Genomic DNA, 16,427 nt, shown 5'->3' on the forward strand with positions numbered 1-16,427 from the left:
CTTCGTTGTTAAACGTGCTCCTCTTGACGACCATATTCATAAGGAACACCCATGTTTTCGCGTAGTGTTTTCCCTTCATATTCCGTGTGAAATAGACCTCTTTGTTGTAAAATCGGCACCACTTGCTCCACAAAATCTTGCACCCCGTCATGCGCGCTATCTGGCACAACCGAGAACCCATCACACGCACCCGCTAAAAACCACTCTTCTAAAAAGTCCGCCACCTGCTCTGCCGTTCCTGCCACAACCGGATGATAATTAATGACTCCATGTGCCAACACATCACGAACAGATAAACCGCTTTGTAATAAGTCATAAGCACGCTTCGAACGGGGATCCATTCGGTTAGGGTACATACGCGCGCGCATTTCTTCTGGCAGCGGTTGATCAATATCCATTGTGTGAACCGATAATGGTAAGCCCACCATCGCACCTAAGTACTGCACGCGTCCCGTGATTTCACCAGGATCAAAGCTCATCAGTTTACGACGGCGTTCTAGCCCTTCTTCTTCGGTTTTCCCAATCGAGAACATAAAGCCCGCGTACATTTTAATATCGTCTGGATTACGTCCAAACGCCTCTGCACTTTCACGTAACGCTGCACGATGCGCTCTTGCTGACTCGATATCATACGGATTTGCGTACACACCTGAAGCAAAGCGTCCCGCAAGTCGTAACCCTTCCTCGCCACCACCTGCTTGGAATAAAACCGGTTGTCCTTGTTTAGAAGGTGGAATCGGTAATGGTCCGCGCGATGCATAGTAGTCGCCACTTAAATTAATTGGCTGCACTTTCGACATGTCGGCAAATTGCCCCTTTTCGACATCGAGTTTTAGCGCATCCTCTTCCCAGCTTCCCCAAAGTGCTTGGACGATTTCAATAAATTCATGTGCCTTGTCATACCGTACGCTTCGGCTATCAATTTGCGCCCCAAAGTTTGCAGCGGCTCTCGGCTCAGATGTTGTCACCGCATTCCAACCTACACGCCCACCACTGATTACATCTAACGCCTTCATTTGACGCGCTAAATTATACGGGTAATTAAATGTTGTGGAAGCGGTTGCCACCAGTCCAATCTGTTTCGTTTCACGCGCAACTGCCATAAGTGCAAGCATCGGGTCCATTGGAAACATCGGTGTATGAATGTTCAAGTCGACCGTTAACGCTGCTGTATCTGCGATAAAAATCATGTGGAATTTCCCTTTTTCCGCAAGTTTGGCACGTGCCACATAACTATCCATATTTGTATAGGCTGCTGGGTCCGCCCCAGGCATGCGCCATGCGGAAAATTCAGCTCCGTATCCTGAATTCATTTGCAGAGCCAGTTGCATTTGTCTTTTGTTCTCCATTTCTTCTCTCCCTTTCGCCAAATAATTAGCTTGCTAACTATTTATTTTTATAAACACCAACTACGCATGAAATTATTTAGTATGCTAACTATTTTTCCCTACTTACTTCCACTAACTCACTTGGTGAAGAAGTATGCAGGTAGCTCATTGCTTATTTACGATAACCCATGTTCCATTCGTTTTAGTAAGTCCAGTAAGACTATACGTTCATCCGGCGAAATTGCATGCAGTAATTTTTCTTGTTGATACTGCCACTTTTTCGCAACAGGCGCTTGCAGATTTTTGCCCGCGTCCGTCAAATAGATGCGCATCACACGTCCATCTACTGCATCTTTTTTACGATAAATAAAGCCGTTTTGTTCTAGCGATTTGACCATATTGGTTACAGTAGGTGGCTCACATTTTAAATGCTCGGCTAGTTGCATCTGCGTCAGGCCATCCCCTGTCCACAAGCGGGCTAGTAAATTATCTTGCCCCACATATAGGTTTAATTCTCTTAATTCTTCCGAGTATGCGCGACGCATTTGAAATGACACTTTATCTAGCGCTTGGCGAATGTCACAATCCACTTTATTTGTCATAACTAGTCCCTCACATTCCGTCCATTTATTTAGCCTACTAACTATATCAACGGACTTTTGTAATTGTCAACGTAACAAGATCATGCGTCACAGCCTACGTTAAATACTTAGCTTGCTAACTAAATATGTGATAAGATGAGCCTGCTAAAACGATTCGTTCTCATGAGACATTGTCTATTTAGTACGTTACTAAGCATACAATGCATATTTCGAATTTAAAAGTAGGCAATAAAAATGCACATAGTACATTTTTTTGTACCATGGCGTAGAAAGCAGGTTACAACATGGCAAGAGTATGTAATGAAGGTTTTGACAAAGAGGCGATCAAGCATCAACGCGACTTTTACAGTATCGCGTATACGCAAAATATCGTTTCAGGTCGTTGGAAATTTTTAATCCTTTGGTATTTGAAAGAAAACACACGCCGCTTTCACGAAATTAAACTTTTTTTAAATAATATTTCGCAAGGTTCTTTAACGAAACAATTACGTGAATTAGAGCAAGATGGCGTCATTGAACGTGTGGTGTATCCAGAAGTGCCACCCCGTGTAGAATATTCGTTATCCCCTAAAGGAAAAGCCCTGCTACCGATGCTCGAATTGATGCGCGCGTTTGGGGATCAGTTTGGCGAACAGGTCGAATAAATGGATTTCCTATTGCAAACAAATCAATGAAAACAGATGGGCTCCTATTTGTGAACCCATCTGTTTTTAATAATTCACTTTATTTAATTACTGAATCCACTGCCCACCGTCAATGATATGTTCAGCACCTGTAATATAAGTTGATTCATCACTTGCTAAAAAGACAACTAAATGAGCGACTTCATCCGCTGTACCTAAACGGCGTAACGGAAGAGCTGCTTCGATTTGACGAACTGCTTCTTGTGTAATATCTTTATTTTCCGTTACCATACGTGTTGCAATGCCACCTGGGTGCACAGAGTTAACACGTATACCTACTGGGCCTAATTCTGCTGCAGCTGAGCGCGTCATCGCTTCAACAGCACCTTTACTCATTGTATAAGCCGAGAATCCGCCCGCATTAATCTTACTTGCAAGTGAGCCAATGTTAATAATAGAGCCAGCACCAGCTTGTTTCATGTATGGCACAACTGTACGGATCCCTACAAGTTGGCTCCATGCATTAATGCTCATCGTACGTTGGAACGCATCAAACGTTAACTCTGTGTATGGTGTTGTCGTGGCAATACCGGCATTATTGACTAAAACATTAATATTACCAAACGTTTTAACACCTGCTTCTACAACCTGAATCCATGCTTCTTCTGAAGATACATCATGTTTTAAAGCAATTGTACTGTTTGGGTATTCTGCATTAATTTCATTGACTACTTCTGTTAAACGATCAAATTCGATATCTGTCGCAATGACTTTTGCGCCTTCTCTTGCGAAAAAGTACGCTTCACTTGCGCCTTGACCATTCCCTGCACCTGTAATTAAAGCGACTTTACCTGTTAATCTACCCATTAGATACACTCCTTTGAAATGAATAATTTTAAATGCACTTTGCCTCTTCATTGTAGAGAACCTATATTTCTGAAACAATCACTAATGAAATGAGCAATGTCGAGTATTCAACACTTCTATCGTTCGTGTCGAGTATTTTTGTGAAATGGTGTTAACATTGTAAACTTAGTATTTTCAATCAATTCGAGGAATAGCGAATACTCTCTTGTTCCCTTATAATTTTAACTAACAGAAAAGCATTCATTCTATTCTCTTAAAATGGCTGCCGTCTACAAAAGGAGGAGTCTCTATGAATCGACAAGAAAAAAAGCGACTAAAAACCATTGCTACAATAAAAATAGTTTTTATGGAATTACTGTTAGAAGATGTAGTTTTTGAAGACATAACAGTAAAAGAAATTACAGAACGTGCTGATTTTAATCGAAGTACTTTCTATTTATATTTCCAAGATAAGCATGAATTGGCCGAATCACTTTTTAATGAAGCCCTTCAAGCCTATACACATGCCGTGATGTCGCCTTATGAAGAAGGCCAAATTGTTGGATTAGACGGTGACGTACCATCAGATCGTTTAATTTTTGATTGCATAGCGGAAAACAAACAATTATTTAGCGCTTTAGATCGTCTACAAATCCCTCCAACTATTTATGAACGGATGGAACAAACTTGCTTAGCTCTCTTTTCAACCAACATTCAACTTGTGCAGGAAAAAACAGACCCTTCCATCGATTACAATCTGTTTTTACACTATCAAGTAGCTGCAATGATTGGGCTCATTAAATATTGGATTCGCAATAACTTCGAAGAAACTGCCCCTTATATGACGGAACAATTTAGGAGTTTCTATACTTCTAGAGTTAAGACTATGAATATTACTCAGAAATAAAGTAAATCAAAATAAAAAGCCCGTTTCCATCAAGAGGAAACGGGCTTTGACATTTAACAGCTAGCATCCACATTCAGCAGCTATTTCTTAAGATTTACGTATTAATGCGCCATCATTTCATGGGCAATTGTATGACCATCCATAGAAGATGGATAGTAGGTTGGCCAGTGTGTAACTTCTTCTAATAACGTTGCACGATCATCGCCTAAATAAATATGATAATGGCCTGCTACCGTTGGGAAGATACTGTGGTCACTGAATTGAATATACGCTGGCAGCCCTTCTGTCGGCTCTGCTAATTTAAAACTATAGCGTACGCCTCGATTGCCCTTTTCATACGTTAAAATTTCATGGCCATCATTAATGTAAGTACCTGTACGTTCTTGACCTTGGTCCGTAAACGTTACTTGATCGCCTGCAATGACAATACGCTCAATTGTTGTTTTATAGCCTACATCATAATAGTCTCTGTATTCATCGACAGTCATCGTGCCACCGTTTTTCACTTTATATTCAAACACTTCATCTAACGTACCATCCAGTAAATACGGGTAAACCGATTGCCAATCGCCTGCCCAATCCGTTAACTCACGCGCTTGCACTTGCTCTTCTTCAAAATAACCGGCATAAATTTTTTTCGCTGCCTCGTCGTCTGCGTGAGTATGGTCGTGGTCATGATCGTCTTGTTTAACCGCTGCACTTACCTCTTCTACGTTATTCTTTGCTGTATCCTCTTCTGCGTTACAGCCTACTAGTAATGCGCTCATTGCGAAAGCACCAATCCATTTGCTTGCCTTTGTCTTCATAATAAATTCTCCTTAAATAGTAATGATTACACTTTACGATTATAGAGATACCTTTTCTAGATGTCAATACAAATCGTAATTATTACTGTTAAAGAAAAAACTTCGTCTCAATAAAGAGACGAAGTTAAATTTGCGGCACCATTTATTCAACATCACAATGCATCGCTGCTTTTGCCTCTTGCCAAGGCACACTATACCCTTTGCCCTTCGCTAAGAAAACACTCGACGAACTATACAGCGGATCGGCGTCTTTGTTATAGCCGATTTGTTCGATGATTTGTTCTTTATTATGGCACGCATCATAGCCATCAAACATAAGTGTGAGCGCACCCTTGCCATTTGTAAACGCCGCAAACTGCGTGCTGTAATCCATAAAGGTCGCGACCGGTGCGCGGCCATGAATCGTGACACTGTCTTCCGTTAAGATAGGCGCTTCAAATGTGCCACTCGCTTGTTGAATATCACTCATCATACGCCCAATATACTCATTACTCGCCTTCATTTTAAAGCGGTAATACGGCTCAAGTAGGACATTTTCAACCTGTTCAAGCCCTTGTCTTAATGCACGGATGGTCGCCTCGCGGAAATCACCACCAGCTGTATACTGATTATGTGCGCGCCCTGTCAGTAACGTCACATGGATGTCTGTTACCGGAAAGCCGATTAATAAGCCGTGGTGCGCGCGCTCAAATAGGTGCTGTTCGATTAAACGCTGGTGCCCAACGGTTAAATGATCGGCATGGCACTGATTTGAAAACGTGATCCCCTGCCCGCGCGCATTTGGTTCAAGCTTGATATGTACTTCCGCATAATGCTTGAGCGGCTCAAAATGACCATAGCCGACTGCCGAAGCGTTAATCGTTTCTTTATACAAAATTTGCGGTTTGCCAAATGTCACCTCTACGAAGAAACGCTCCTTTAGCACTTCCACGAGTACCTCAAGCTGAATAACGCCCATCACATGCACCGAGATTTCCTGAAACTGCTCATTCCAGAAAACGCGTAAGCTCGGCTCTTCCGCTTCGAGTTCACGGAAGATGCGTGTCAATTCCTTCACATGCAGTGGCCCGTCATAATTGACCTTCGCTTGCAGTGTGGGCACCATATCAAACTGCGATTTTTCCGATGAAGCGCCAATCACATCCCCAATAATTGGTGTTGATAAGCCTTTGACCGCAAACAAATCCCCCGCCCTGACCTGCTGCACGGTCGTAAAGCTCGCGCCATTATAAAGCCTGATTTCCGTAATTTTTTCTGTCTTGTCGCCAAACGTAAATTCATCGCGGACGTTCAATGTCCCTGACATGGCTTTTAGAAAGGTTAAGCGCTGCTGCTCGTTATGGCGGATTTTAAAAACCGATGCTTGAAACGCTGCCTCTTCGTTAAAATCTGTTTTCGTTAGCTGATGCACGTCTTCAAAAAAGGCCATAATGCCCTCATCCTTTAAAGCAGAGCCGCCCATACAAACGATGGCCTGTTGCTTTTGTACAAGTGTTTGCAAGGCAGCAAAACTCGTTGCATCATCTAATTGATCGTCAAAAAACAACTCCATTAACACTTCATCGCGCTCCGCTAGCCATTCTTTTAGCGTAGGATTCATGCCGCTGTAAAGAAGCGCATCCGGTGAAAGCTCCTGACGAATCGCCTGCATTACGCCTTCCACATCCGCGCCTTCTCGGTCCGTTTTATTCAAAAAAATAAACGTCGGCACCACGCGCTGTTTTAAGAGCTGCCACACCGTTTCCGTATGCCCTTGAATGCCGTCAACCGCGCTCACAATAAGGATTGCCGCATCCATCACATGGACGGCGCGCTCCATTTCCGGTGCGAAATCGACGTGGCCTGGCGTATCGATCAGGTTATAGGTAACCCCGTCATAAACGAAGCGCCCCTGCTCGGCAAATATGGTAATCCCGCGTGCGCGTTCAATGGCATGATTGTCTAAATGGGCGTCCTGATGATCGACGCGCCCTCGTGTTTTAATAGCTTGTGTATGATAAAGTAATTGCTCACTAAATGTCGTTTTCCCGGCATCGACGTGCGCTAATACCCCGATTGTTTTATACAAAAAATCCACCGCTTTCAATGCCATTTTGAAAAAGTATAACACACCCCTCAATGAAAGAAAAAAAGAGCAGACAATGCTAGAAATGCTCAAATTCACATAAAGCAATATGCATCATTTTATGCAAGATGTAGACTGCCCCCTGCAAGCATAAATACAACCACCCCAAACGTTTGTACACTCTGTATAAAATAGTGTATAAACAATACACGACTAAAAAAGCGGCAAACATTGATTTCACAACGTTTACCACTTTGTGTTACGTGTCCAAACTTTGATTTGGGAACGTTTATGGGATTTATTTTGTATATTTTATAAATCGATGTTACACAATAGTCACTCGTTCTCTTATTGATACAAAAATTTTCTTCATCCTTATAGGTTAGCTAATTTACTACTTTCCCTTTGGCATTTAATATTTTAATTTCATAAGAGTCAATTTGAGGTACTGAATCGAATTCTTTAGATTGTAAGATTTTTTTTATTGAATCTTCAATTTCCATTGCCAATTCTTTTGCATTTTTACCTGTTCCTTTTATTGATGTATATATAGTAATGGATTTTTCAGAACTTGTAGTTATATTTTTATATACGTCGTAATCTGCTTTAAGAGCTTCGTTTAAAGGCTTTGTTATGAGTGAAAGTTCGTCATTAATTTTTTGTTGTTCTTCAGTCAAATAAGAAGATAAATCCAATCTCATTACAATAACTGTATAGTCTTTTAATATGGAAGATTTAATTTCATTTTTTGCAATGGATTCAATATTTTCTTTTACTGAATTAAAATAATCCTCATTCTCCGCAATTTGTACCCTCAATTCTTTCACTGAGGTCGAACCTACGGAAAACTTTAAATCCTCGTATTTCTCATGAATTTTTTCTGTTATTGAGTCTAATATAGAATAAGTTAGCTTTTCCTCTTTAGTTAATGAAGGTCTTTGTTCCCCTTTATTTGCAACAGCAGTATTGTCCTCTGAAGGCTTATTTAACAGGCTAAATGTTGTTATTCCCACTAGAAGTATTCCAATAATAATCAATATTCTTTTTAACATATAATCCCTCCGTTAAAAAGGTACGCCTTGTATACTTAAAAAATTCCATAAATCGTTCCCAAAACGTCCTTTGGTAACATTTCATTGAGATTCTATTTATATGTTACCTCCATTCAGATTGAGTGGATTGAACAGTCCTCTTTAAAATAAATTTTCACAGCGTCTCAGAGCAATATTTCTATAAAAAACAGCGACAAACACCGATTTTACAGTGTTGTCGCTGTTTGAAATGTTACCAAGCTTTTATTTGGGAACATTATTTAAATTTATTTTGTATGTTCTATTCAACTAAGAATCATTTAGTTCACTAATATGGATTGCATTAACAGTAACTACACCATTTAATTTAAACTTTGTCATTTGACTTTTAAAAATACGATTTATTTCAACTTGTGTTTGCTCAGTTACTGCTTCATTTGGAGCAATAATTTGTAGATTTACTTCATTTGGAGCATAAACCATACCAACTATACTGTATCCCTCTGCATAAGAGTATCCAGCTTTATCTAACTCTTTTCCGACCTGTTCAAAAAATCCACCATCTTTATTAAGTTCCTTGTAAAATGTATCTAATTCTTCTTGTTCCTGTGAAGAAGGTTGTTCTGCTGTATCAATATAAGTCGTTATCTTAATGAAAAAGTTCTGTCTATCAAAGTGATGCTCGCTTATTACCTGTTCAATTCGTTGTAGTAATTCCTCTGTAACCTTTTGGGTAACATTATATCTCGGCAATTTTACGTGTAGTAAATATTGATTATTTGGCAACTCTTTATTACTTAACCAAAGACCATAATCTAGTTCCATTAAACTATTGGATATTAGAACTACTAAATCGTCGAAATTTAATACCTCTGATGCCGTAACTTCTTGCGGAGTCTCTGATTTCATTTCATTTTCTGCACCTAAAACCTGATAATAAATAAAAGGTACTGAAACTAATAGTGAGGCACCAAGTACCTCAACAATTACTTTTCCTTTATTCAATGTAACATCTCCTTATGAAAAGAATATGTCATTCTAAATGAAATTATCTCCATTCAATTGAATAAGGGGGATTGGTCCCCAAAGTTTCATTTGGGAACGTTATTTGTATCTAAATGTATACTTTATTAGCTCTTGCTGTAAACATGCGACATCAAGTGAAAACGTATTTAATTTTCCAGTGCCGGATTTTTATCCAACAAAACTAATAAAACGCTATTCCGTAAATAATTGGAATAGCGTTTTTATATTTAAAAGTCTTTTGCACAATATATTTTTGTAGAAATTGTAAATGACAAAACAAAGCCAATCGCCGCAAGAGCTGGGACACTATAGCCTACAAGCTGCCAGTTAAAATCTCTTGGAATGGTAAAGCCTAGGTTTGCGAGAATTATCACGCCAAACGTTGGCACTAGAGCAATAGTCATGAGCATTATGCGACTTTTTTCTACGCCAAATTTGTAGATAAGCGGGAGCATAATAGCTAGTAGAATTAAACCTGTTAGCGCAATCATGCCATTTCCGATAAATAACTCCATCAGATCGATTGTATCGTTCTTAAAGAATGTCGCGATGAAGGTGATTACAAATGAGAGCGCAAAGCCTAGAACGATGAATATCAACGCGACAATATATTTTCCTAGGACGATTTGCTTTCTCGTCACAGGCAAGGTTTGGCCAAAGACATCCCATTTTGCCTGCTGATCATAGGAAAAGGATGAAATCGGAATCATCGCAAATAAAATAATCAGCATCCCCGCAACAAAGCTCACATCCGCCATTGTAAAGCTTAACACCGTATAAAAGGCTACAAATACAACGATTGTTTTTAAATAGCTCTGTAAATTTAATAAATCCTTTAACACTAAACTAATCATTTTTTTCACCTCGCACATAATACAGCATAATGTCTTCAATTGTAGGCGCATCAATCGTTAACTCAGGGTAGGCAAGCTGTAGTTGCTGCTTATCGTTCACTAACGCTTGCACCGAATAAGCTCCCTTCTCAAAGCCAATGACATGTGTTTGATCGAGCTTTTCGAATTGCTGCTCACTGCATTTCACTAAGCCGTACTTGTAAATTAAATCATCCTTCGTTTCGTTTAAAATGATGCGACCGTTATGCATAAAGGCAATATAGTCTGCGATTTTTTCTAAATCTGTTGTAATGTGTGAAGAAAGTAAAACCGAGCGCTCTTCATCGACAATGAAATCTTGAAAGATGTTCAAAATTTCATTGCGCACAATTGGGTCAAGACCGCTAGTTGGTTCATCTAAAATAAGTAACTTCGCATCATAAGAAAGTGCAATTGCGATGGATAATTTCATGCGCATCCCTTTTGAAAATTCCTTAAGCTTTTTCGTAATGGGTAAGTTAAATTGCTGTAAATAACGCTCAAATGTCGCTTGGTTCCACTTTTTATAAAGCCCTTTTAATACTTTTGCCATTTGCTTTGGCGACAGCTCCTCATGGAAAAAGCTCCCTTCCATGACGATAGCGATTTGCTGCATCACGTCTTTGTTTGATGCATCAAACGGCTGCCCAAATATCGTGATTTCCCCCGCATCTCTATGAATAGCACCGATCATTGCTTTAATGGTTGTTGTCTTTCCAGCACCATTTTCGCCGATTAATCCAACAATGCTACCTTTTGGGATTGTTAAGTTCACGTTGTTTAGTGAAAAGGTATTATAATGCTTCGTTACATTTTTCAATTCTAAAATTGCGTTCATTGGTCTTCTCCTTTATAGCTTAATGACAGCATTTCCATTAATTCCTCTAAAGAAATATCACTCATCTTGGCCATGTCGACGGATTTTTGTAGTAGCGCTTCGATGTTTTTAAGCTGCTCTTCTCTAATAAAATCCATATTGCGAGACGCCACAAAGCTACCCTTTCCTTGCACGACTTCAATAAAGCCATCGCGTTCTAGGTCTGCATAAGCACGCTTTGTAGTAATGACACTAACCTTTAATTCCTTTGCGATCACACGAATGGATGGCAATAATTCACCTTCTTGTAGCTGGCCATTCATAATTTGTGCTTTAATTTGCGACGAGATTTGCTCATAAATGGGCTTATCACTCGCATTACTAATAATGATGTTCATAACACACCTCGTGTTCTTAGTGTATATACCGTATATACACACTATAATTTTTATGTACAGTTTTGTCAATAAAAAAAACGCTTCGAACAAAATTGTTCGAAGCATTTCTGTGACATCCGCCAGAGGCTTAACTTAATTCATTGGGGTTTTACCCCAATGAATTAAGTTAAAATGGTAATTATGACAGGTTAAATTGTCAAATCCCTTTATTGTTCTTCTCTGAATATAATTTTAATACAAAAGTGTCAAATTTGGATTGTACTGTCCCGAATGTAGCTTTTTAGTAAAGTTCGATTAAAAGTAAGTTGCAAACGTTTGTATCTTTATTTATCTATATAACGACCGACTTGTATAAAGGGGAAGGTTCTTATTCAAGTATTAAGTATACGAAATCTGTTAAACTTCCTAAAATATACTATTTTTCTACTAATAACAAATATTTTGTAAATATGTAAAAACTAAGTTTCACTTGTTTTTTAATATATATTACAATTAAGTGGTTAGTTGGAAAAAATCATTTATAAATGAAGGAAGAATATAAAAAAATTATATACTTATTTTTACTAACTATTTCAGTTTATGCATTTAGTTCATATGAATTATTTGCTGAAAATTTAGAGACACCTTTCATTACAGAAAGTAATATATCTGTTGATAAAGAACAATCTTTTGGGTTAAATGAAGCCTCAATATTATTTTCTCCTGAATCTTCAAATGATGAAATAAAAACTAAGGTTTAGATTTTGCAGGAGGAAATATTGTATGTAAAACAAGTGGTAAAGATGCTTATTGTGATTGGGTAATTAAAGTAAAGGGTGATTATATCAACGTTAGTAACGTAGAAGTTATTCTGAAAAAGGACTCCGACTTTTTAAACGGTGGATGCAAGACTTATAAAAACTACTTTTTCAATTATTGATTATATACACCTTCTCCTTTATTGAAGATCAAGCAGGTTTTTATAATTTGCCAAAAGGTCATTACAAGGCATACCTTGGAGGAACCTTCAGAACTCTTGCAACCTGAACGTATTCTGCGTTGGCAAGTAACCCTTCTATTTTCGAAATCGAAGAAAAGCGAGGAAAAGATGTATGAATTGGATCCAAGAATGTAACATAAACTTGTCTACGAATGATTTAGAAGAAAGCGAATATGTTGATTTTTCAATAGAAGATATCCCTGATATTGAAAAAATCAATAAAAAGTACAATGTTTTAACAGAATTCTATATTTCCCTTACAGCAAGATTTCCCAACTCACGTGCTTCAATTTTTTTAAATGAAACAAAAATATCTGTCGAGATATTAGAGTCTGTAGTTGCACATTTCAATAATCCAAAAGTAGTAACAAACGGTAAAAATCCAATCAAAATAATACTAAAGAACCCTAAAACAAGTTCCGTAGATCACATTCTTAAAAAAAATAGAAATCCAATTATCGAAGACCTTTTTGACTTCAATAAAAACTATAGTTTTAGAGAGTGGACACCACCTAAAACATACAAAATTGTACCAGATAAAGTGGAAAAATATGAAAATGATGATTTCGATTCTATTTTACCATATTTATATAGGTGTAATTCCCAACCATTTTTTATTTTTTCAATAGATGATTGGGTTCTAAATGATTCATTAAAAAATTCATTAGCAATTAGATATTTTACCCATAAATTTAAAGAGGTTTATTTATGGGTAGATGATGATAAAAATGTGACAAATATTCAACTTGCTTTTTAAGTTTACTGTAGTCCATTACCATTTTTATTTACTATCCACAATCGCCTTAGCAGCAAGACTTAGTAAATCAGCATCTGTAATCAAAACATTGTCGAGTTTTTCTTGCCACATTTTATTAGCCCCCTACAGCTGTGTCTACAATAACTTGATGCTACTGATTGTAGTAAAATTGCTCACAACCGAGATAACCTTAATAAAAAATGTCACAGCGAATTTAATTTTTAGTACAAAAAAAGATTAGCAGAGTGTTATGTAACCCGTTCAGTTCAGTGGTACAAACATTGAAAATAGCATTGGAAATAGCAGAATATTGACAAGGAAATTACCACTACAATCGACACGAAAATTAGCATAAACTTTGACACATAAAAGGACTTAGTTCACCTAATGAACTAAGTCCTTTTTAAATACTTTGGTATTCAATATTCAACAAAAGCTCCAGTAACACCGTAATAATTAACTAATCCAAGTCTGTTTCACTTCTTTTGCTTTCCATTTATTATCTTTATGATGAACTGTAACCTCTACTCCAACTGCTCCTAAACCCGAACGATACTTAGAACCCTCAAAAAAGATATTATCGTTTACCTTAAATTCAACTTTTTCTATTCTAAGGAGTACACCATCCAAAGACAATGTATCTTGATTGTATAATCCCTTTTCTTTAAGCTGTTCGAAAGTAGCATCCATCACATCGACTTTATATTTTTCTTTAAAATAACTTAATATTTCTTTTTTACTATCTTCATCCACATCATCAAAATTACTCATATCAATAGCTATATATTTCATTTCACTACTTAATGCTTCATCTTGTTCCATAATAGAGTCCAATGCAACAGTATATATTTCTCCTAAATGTTCCTTTGGTTCTAATCCAGTATTGCAAGCAGATAGCAAAAACAACATAATAAACAGAATACTAAAAAATCTAAATTTCAATTTTATCCCTCCTTTTCTTATTTGACGGTATAATTTTAATTTCGTTACAAAAAACCACTTATACGATACAATCGTATTGTAAATATTCCCTAAAACGTTGTTTTTTTAAAATCTCGGTGTTGCAATTTATAATTCAATTGCACCTGTTAAATTTATTCATCTTTTATAGATAATATCTTCCCAAGAATACACTTTAGTCGCTAATCCAAGTCTTTGAGCAGGTGTTTCATCCTTTCCATTAGATTTAAAAGTCAGACAGAAGTTATAGTACGTTCGAAGAATTGTAATCGCCATTTGAGAATACTTGGGATTAAAATTCGCATAAATGTAACTTTTTCCATCTCCACGAGCCGTTACGAGAGGTCTTTCTAAAATAGACAATCTTCTACGTACTGTCTGAAAAAAGGCATTAATCGCATTGTCATCAACTTGTATAAGTGCGGTTGCGAGTTGATATTCCGTTAAATGATTTAGGTCAGTCAATACATCCAGTTTTCGATTCCCTCTGTCCTTTGAGGGAATCGGATGGTCTATCCGATTTCTTAGTTGTTTATAATAAATTTCACTATTAGGTGCGACATTCCTTTCTTGGAATTGATGGTGTTTAAGTTCTTCTTCCAAATACCACACTGCAAGTTCTTCAAGATTACGATAGATATAACCATTTGCCTTCGCCCAATGTTTTAGCTCTGATATAGATTGTAAGTGTAAGTCTTTCGCTTGTTTTCTTGTCAAACTTTTATCCGTTAAACAAAGGAAGTAGTGACCATTCTTATTTTTGATTTCCTCTTTAAAAACACTAAAGATTGATTTTTTTAACGAGTCATCTTCATCGGAGATAAATCGCCATTTTTTCGCATTTATCATTTGTTTTAACAACCAAAAATGAGCAATGCTTGTATAGGTTTGTCCTACGTGAAGACCATCTACAAAGTTGCTCCTTAAATTAAACTGCTCTAATTCCTTTAAATATTCTTCTCTGGTTTGTGTGTCATTTAGTGTGGGTTCAATAGGAGCGGTTCCGTATCTTCCAAACCTTTCATATCTCCTTAAATAACCAGCCAGATGGTCTTCCTTATAAGTCAAGGTATTTGAAATAACATCCTCCAAAGAAATATCCCAATCAAAGCATAAATCTGAACGGAATACGTATCGAGAGTCTTTATCGGCAGAAGCAACAATATAGGTTGGTAATTGTTTGTCTTCGATAGCCGTTCCTTTATTCTTTCCTCTTCCTTTTTTTAAGACATTATTTAAAACATAGTGCAGTTTATCTGTTGTTATCCACATTTCGGGAAATTCGGTTTTCGCTAATTTTTTCGTTTCGTGAGTTTCCAAAAATTCAAGGCAACATCTATATAGCCATTCTAATTTCTGATAATACGTTCCTTTAGCAATTTCTAATATTTCACAAGCTCGATTGATAGGAACCTTATTAACGAGCAATTTTGCGAATGTCGGCAAAATTTCATTTCGTTTTTGATTAAACTTTAAATTCTCCTTTTTGCTTGGTAGTACACTTGTAATCTTTTTGCATGATTTACATTGATAGCGTTGAGAGTTAGCTGAATTTTTACCGCGTTTATAAAAACTTTCTGAATTCGATTTAGGTGTATGATGTTCGTTTGGACAAGCAGGTTTGTGAAAGTCGTATTCTTTTGCTACGGGTAAAAGCGAATTGATTCTAATTAATCGTTCAATTTCTTCTGCAACAGACCAATTTGAAATAGCGATAGTTGAGCAGTTATTGGTGGGGGGAGAAGTAGGGTCAACACGTTCAGGATTACAAATCATAAAATTGGCATCTCTACTACTTCCAGATATTTTATAACGATAAGGCTTTGATTTAATTTCAAACCGTTCCTGTGGCAGACCGTAATTTTTGCACAAAGGGTTTGTACAGGCGTTAAATTGAATTTCGTGTATTAATCCTTTGTATTTAAGTGTAACAGGATTAAAAGCGTTCTTGGTTCTAAGTGTATTGAATTTTTTGGGAGTTAAATTGTCGTATTCAAGATTGCGACTTTTCAATTCGTCATCCGAAATAGGTAAATCAATTTCAATAGCACGAAGATGGGATGGAAAAAGCTCCTTATAAATCATACTCGTTCAACTCCAAATCTTTGAGTATTCTTCTGTTGTTTCGTTTCTTTTTAATATGCACTTTGAAATTTTCATCGAGAAGTAAATTATCCAAGAATCGTGCTACAACTTCTTCTTCTGAATAACCTGTATATTCAGCGTAGTGTTCAACCAGTCGAATGGTCTTTTGAGGTAGTGACCAATTAACTTTAGATGTTTTTAAGTTTTTCGGTTCAATAAACTTCAATTTTAACACCTCTTTTAACATTATAATTAACAAACTAATTAGCATGATTTTATCACATTACAATAACTATTGTTATCCTGTTAATATTATTGCCAATTA

17 protein-coding genes are annotated in these 16,427 nt (G+C 37.2%); 4 read left to right on the forward strand and 13 right to left on the reverse strand.

Annotated elements, in window-relative coordinates; all coding sequences use genetic code 11:
- Positions 1-8: 8 nt before the first annotated feature.
- Both NSQ62_RS12175 and NSQ62_RS12180 read right to left on the reverse strand, forming a co-directional pair.
- Positions 9-1,349, reverse strand: coding sequence for an NtaA/DmoA family FMN-dependent monooxygenase (locus tag NSQ62_RS12175; protein WP_341320402.1), 1,341 nt, complete (start codon positions 1,347-1,349; stop codon positions 9-11).
- Positions 1,350-1,504: 155 nt separating this feature from the next.
- Positions 1,505-1,930, reverse strand: a complete 426-nt coding sequence (locus NSQ62_RS12180) for a MarR family winged helix-turn-helix transcriptional regulator (protein WP_341320403.1) — start codon at positions 1,928-1,930, stop codon at positions 1,505-1,507.
- A gap of 284 nt (positions 1,931-2,214) precedes the next feature.
- On the opposite strand from NSQ62_RS12180, the gene NSQ62_RS12185 reads away from it, so the two are divergent.
- Entirely contained in the window at positions 2,215-2,574 is a 360-nt protein-coding gene (locus NSQ62_RS12185; protein ID WP_341320404.1) for a helix-turn-helix domain-containing protein, read from the forward strand.
- A gap of 87 nt (positions 2,575-2,661) precedes the next feature.
- Here the strand turns inward: NSQ62_RS12185 and NSQ62_RS12190 are convergent, their stop codons facing one another.
- Positions 2,662-3,420, reverse strand: coding sequence for an SDR family oxidoreductase (locus NSQ62_RS12190; protein WP_341320405.1), 759 nt, complete (start codon positions 3,418-3,420; stop codon positions 2,662-2,664).
- Positions 3,421-3,709: 289 nt separating this feature from the next.
- On the opposite strand from NSQ62_RS12190, the gene NSQ62_RS12195 reads away from it, so the two are divergent.
- The gene (locus NSQ62_RS12195; RefSeq protein WP_341320406.1) at positions 3,710-4,306 is read left to right on the forward strand and encodes a TetR/AcrR family transcriptional regulator; all 597 of its coding nucleotides are present in this window, start codon (positions 3,710-3,712) and stop codon (positions 4,304-4,306) included.
- A 101-nt stretch (positions 4,307-4,407) separates the two neighbouring features.
- Here the strand turns inward: NSQ62_RS12195 and NSQ62_RS12200 are convergent, their stop codons facing one another.
- The 7 genes from NSQ62_RS12200 to NSQ62_RS12230 all read right to left on the reverse strand — a co-directional run bounded on the left by NSQ62_RS12200 (position 4,408) and on the right by NSQ62_RS12230 (position 11,321).
- Positions 4,408-5,112, reverse strand: a complete 705-nt coding sequence (locus NSQ62_RS12200) for a metal-binding protein ZinT (protein WP_341320407.1) — start codon at positions 5,110-5,112, stop codon at positions 4,408-4,410.
- A 142-nt stretch (positions 5,113-5,254) separates the two neighbouring features.
- Positions 5,255-7,180 carry a translation factor GTPase family protein gene (locus tag NSQ62_RS12205; RefSeq protein WP_341320408.1) on the reverse strand — a complete coding sequence of 642 codons (1,926 nt, stop codon included), beginning with the start codon at positions 7,178-7,180 and terminating at the stop codon, positions 5,255-5,257.
- Between the two features lie 383 nt (positions 7,181-7,563).
- Complete coding sequence (locus NSQ62_RS12210; protein ID WP_341320409.1) at positions 7,564-8,229, reverse strand: hypothetical protein; 666 nt, start codon at positions 8,227-8,229, stop codon at positions 7,564-7,566.
- A 288-nt stretch (positions 8,230-8,517) separates the two neighbouring features.
- Complete coding sequence (locus NSQ62_RS12215; protein WP_341320410.1) at positions 8,518-9,213, reverse strand: hypothetical protein; 696 nt, start codon at positions 9,211-9,213, stop codon at positions 8,518-8,520.
- Positions 9,214-9,461: 248 nt separating this feature from the next.
- Positions 9,462-10,088 (reverse strand): ABC-2 transporter permease, encoded by a 627-nt coding sequence (locus NSQ62_RS12220; RefSeq protein WP_341320411.1) that lies wholly within the window; start codon positions 10,086-10,088, stop codon positions 9,462-9,464.
- Positions 10,081-10,944, reverse strand: a complete 864-nt coding sequence (locus NSQ62_RS12225; protein WP_341320412.1) for an ABC transporter ATP-binding protein — start codon at positions 10,942-10,944, stop codon at positions 10,081-10,083. Before NSQ62_RS12225 ends, NSQ62_RS12220 begins: the two co-directional genes overlap by 8 nt.
- Positions 10,941-11,321 carry a GntR family transcriptional regulator gene (locus NSQ62_RS12230; RefSeq protein WP_341320413.1) on the reverse strand — a complete coding sequence of 127 codons (381 nt, stop codon included), beginning with the start codon at positions 11,319-11,321 and terminating at the stop codon, positions 10,941-10,943. Before NSQ62_RS12230 ends, NSQ62_RS12225 begins: the two co-directional genes overlap by 4 nt.
- 524 nt (positions 11,322-11,845) lie before the next feature.
- On the opposite strand from NSQ62_RS12230, the gene NSQ62_RS12235 reads away from it, so the two are divergent.
- Both NSQ62_RS12235 and NSQ62_RS12240 read left to right on the forward strand, forming a co-directional pair.
- Complete coding sequence (locus NSQ62_RS12235; protein ID WP_341320414.1) at positions 11,846-12,061, forward strand: hypothetical protein; 216 nt, start codon at positions 11,846-11,848, stop codon at positions 12,059-12,061.
- Between the two features lie 351 nt (positions 12,062-12,412).
- Positions 12,413-13,057 (forward strand): hypothetical protein, encoded by a 645-nt coding sequence (locus tag NSQ62_RS12240; protein ID WP_341320415.1) that lies wholly within the window; start codon positions 12,413-12,415, stop codon positions 13,055-13,057.
- Between the two features lie 456 nt (positions 13,058-13,513).
- Here NSQ62_RS12240 and NSQ62_RS12245 read toward each other — a convergent pair whose 3' ends face one another.
- From NSQ62_RS12245 to NSQ62_RS12255, 3 genes are all read right to left on the reverse strand, one after another.
- Positions 13,514-13,999: a peptide ABC transporter substrate-binding protein gene (locus NSQ62_RS12245; protein WP_341320416.1), complete on the reverse strand. Its 486-nt coding sequence runs from the start codon at positions 13,997-13,999 to the stop codon at positions 13,514-13,516.
- Positions 14,000-14,155: 156 nt separating this feature from the next.
- Positions 14,156-16,102, reverse strand: coding sequence for an insertion element protein (locus NSQ62_RS12250; protein ID WP_341320417.1), 1,947 nt, complete (start codon positions 16,100-16,102; stop codon positions 14,156-14,158).
- Positions 16,092-16,328, reverse strand: a complete 237-nt coding sequence (locus NSQ62_RS12255; protein ID WP_341320418.1) for a hypothetical protein — start codon at positions 16,326-16,328, stop codon at positions 16,092-16,094. Before NSQ62_RS12255 ends, NSQ62_RS12250 begins: the two co-directional genes overlap by 11 nt.
- Positions 16,329-16,427 lie beyond the last annotated feature (99 nt).

The sequence above is a fragment of the Solibacillus sp. FSL H8-0523 genome (assembly GCF_038051985.1).
Classification (GTDB): Bacteria; Bacillota; Bacilli; order Bacillales_A; family Planococcaceae; genus Solibacillus.

Bases quoted from the DNA above. Each gene is read 5' to 3' on its own strand.
- NSQ62_RS12220 (WP_341320411.1), bottom strand. From the start codon at position 10,088: ATGATTAGTTTAGTGTTAAAGGATTTATTAAATTTACAGAGCTATTTA.
- NSQ62_RS12235 (WP_341320414.1), top strand. From the start codon at position 11,846: ATGAAGGAAGAATATAAAAAAATTATATACTTATTTTTACTAACTATT.
- NSQ62_RS12180 (WP_341320403.1), bottom strand. From the start codon at position 1,930: ATGACAAATAAAGTGGATTGTGACATTCGCCAAGCGCTAGATAAAGTG.
- NSQ62_RS12200 (WP_341320407.1), bottom strand. From the start codon at position 5,112: ATGAAGACAAAGGCAAGCAAATGGATTGGTGCTTTCGCAATGAGCGCA.
- NSQ62_RS12250 (WP_341320417.1), bottom strand. From the start codon at position 16,102: ATGATTTATAAGGAGCTTTTTCCATCCCATCTTCGTGCTATTGAAATT.
- NSQ62_RS12195 (WP_341320406.1), top strand. From the start codon at position 3,710: ATGAATCGACAAGAAAAAAAGCGACTAAAAACCATTGCTACAATAAAA.
- NSQ62_RS12230 (WP_341320413.1), bottom strand. From the start codon at position 11,321: ATGAACATCATTATTAGTAATGCGAGTGATAAGCCCATTTATGAGCAA.
- NSQ62_RS12185 (WP_341320404.1), top strand. From the start codon at position 2,215: ATGGCAAGAGTATGTAATGAAGGTTTTGACAAAGAGGCGATCAAGCAT.
- NSQ62_RS12225 (WP_341320412.1), bottom strand. From the start codon at position 10,944: ATGAACGCAATTTTAGAATTGAAAAATGTAACGAAGCATTATAATACC.
- NSQ62_RS12240 (WP_341320415.1), top strand. From the start codon at position 12,413: ATGAATTGGATCCAAGAATGTAACATAAACTTGTCTACGAATGATTTA.
- NSQ62_RS12190 (WP_341320405.1), bottom strand. From the start codon at position 3,420: ATGGGTAGATTAACAGGTAAAGTCGCTTTAATTACAGGTGCAGGGAAT.
- NSQ62_RS12175 (WP_341320402.1), bottom strand. From the start codon at position 1,349: ATGGAGAACAAAAGACAAATGCAACTGGCTCTGCAAATGAATTCAGGA.
- NSQ62_RS12210 (WP_341320409.1), bottom strand. From the start codon at position 8,229: ATGTTAAAAAGAATATTGATTATTATTGGAATACTTCTAGTGGGAATA.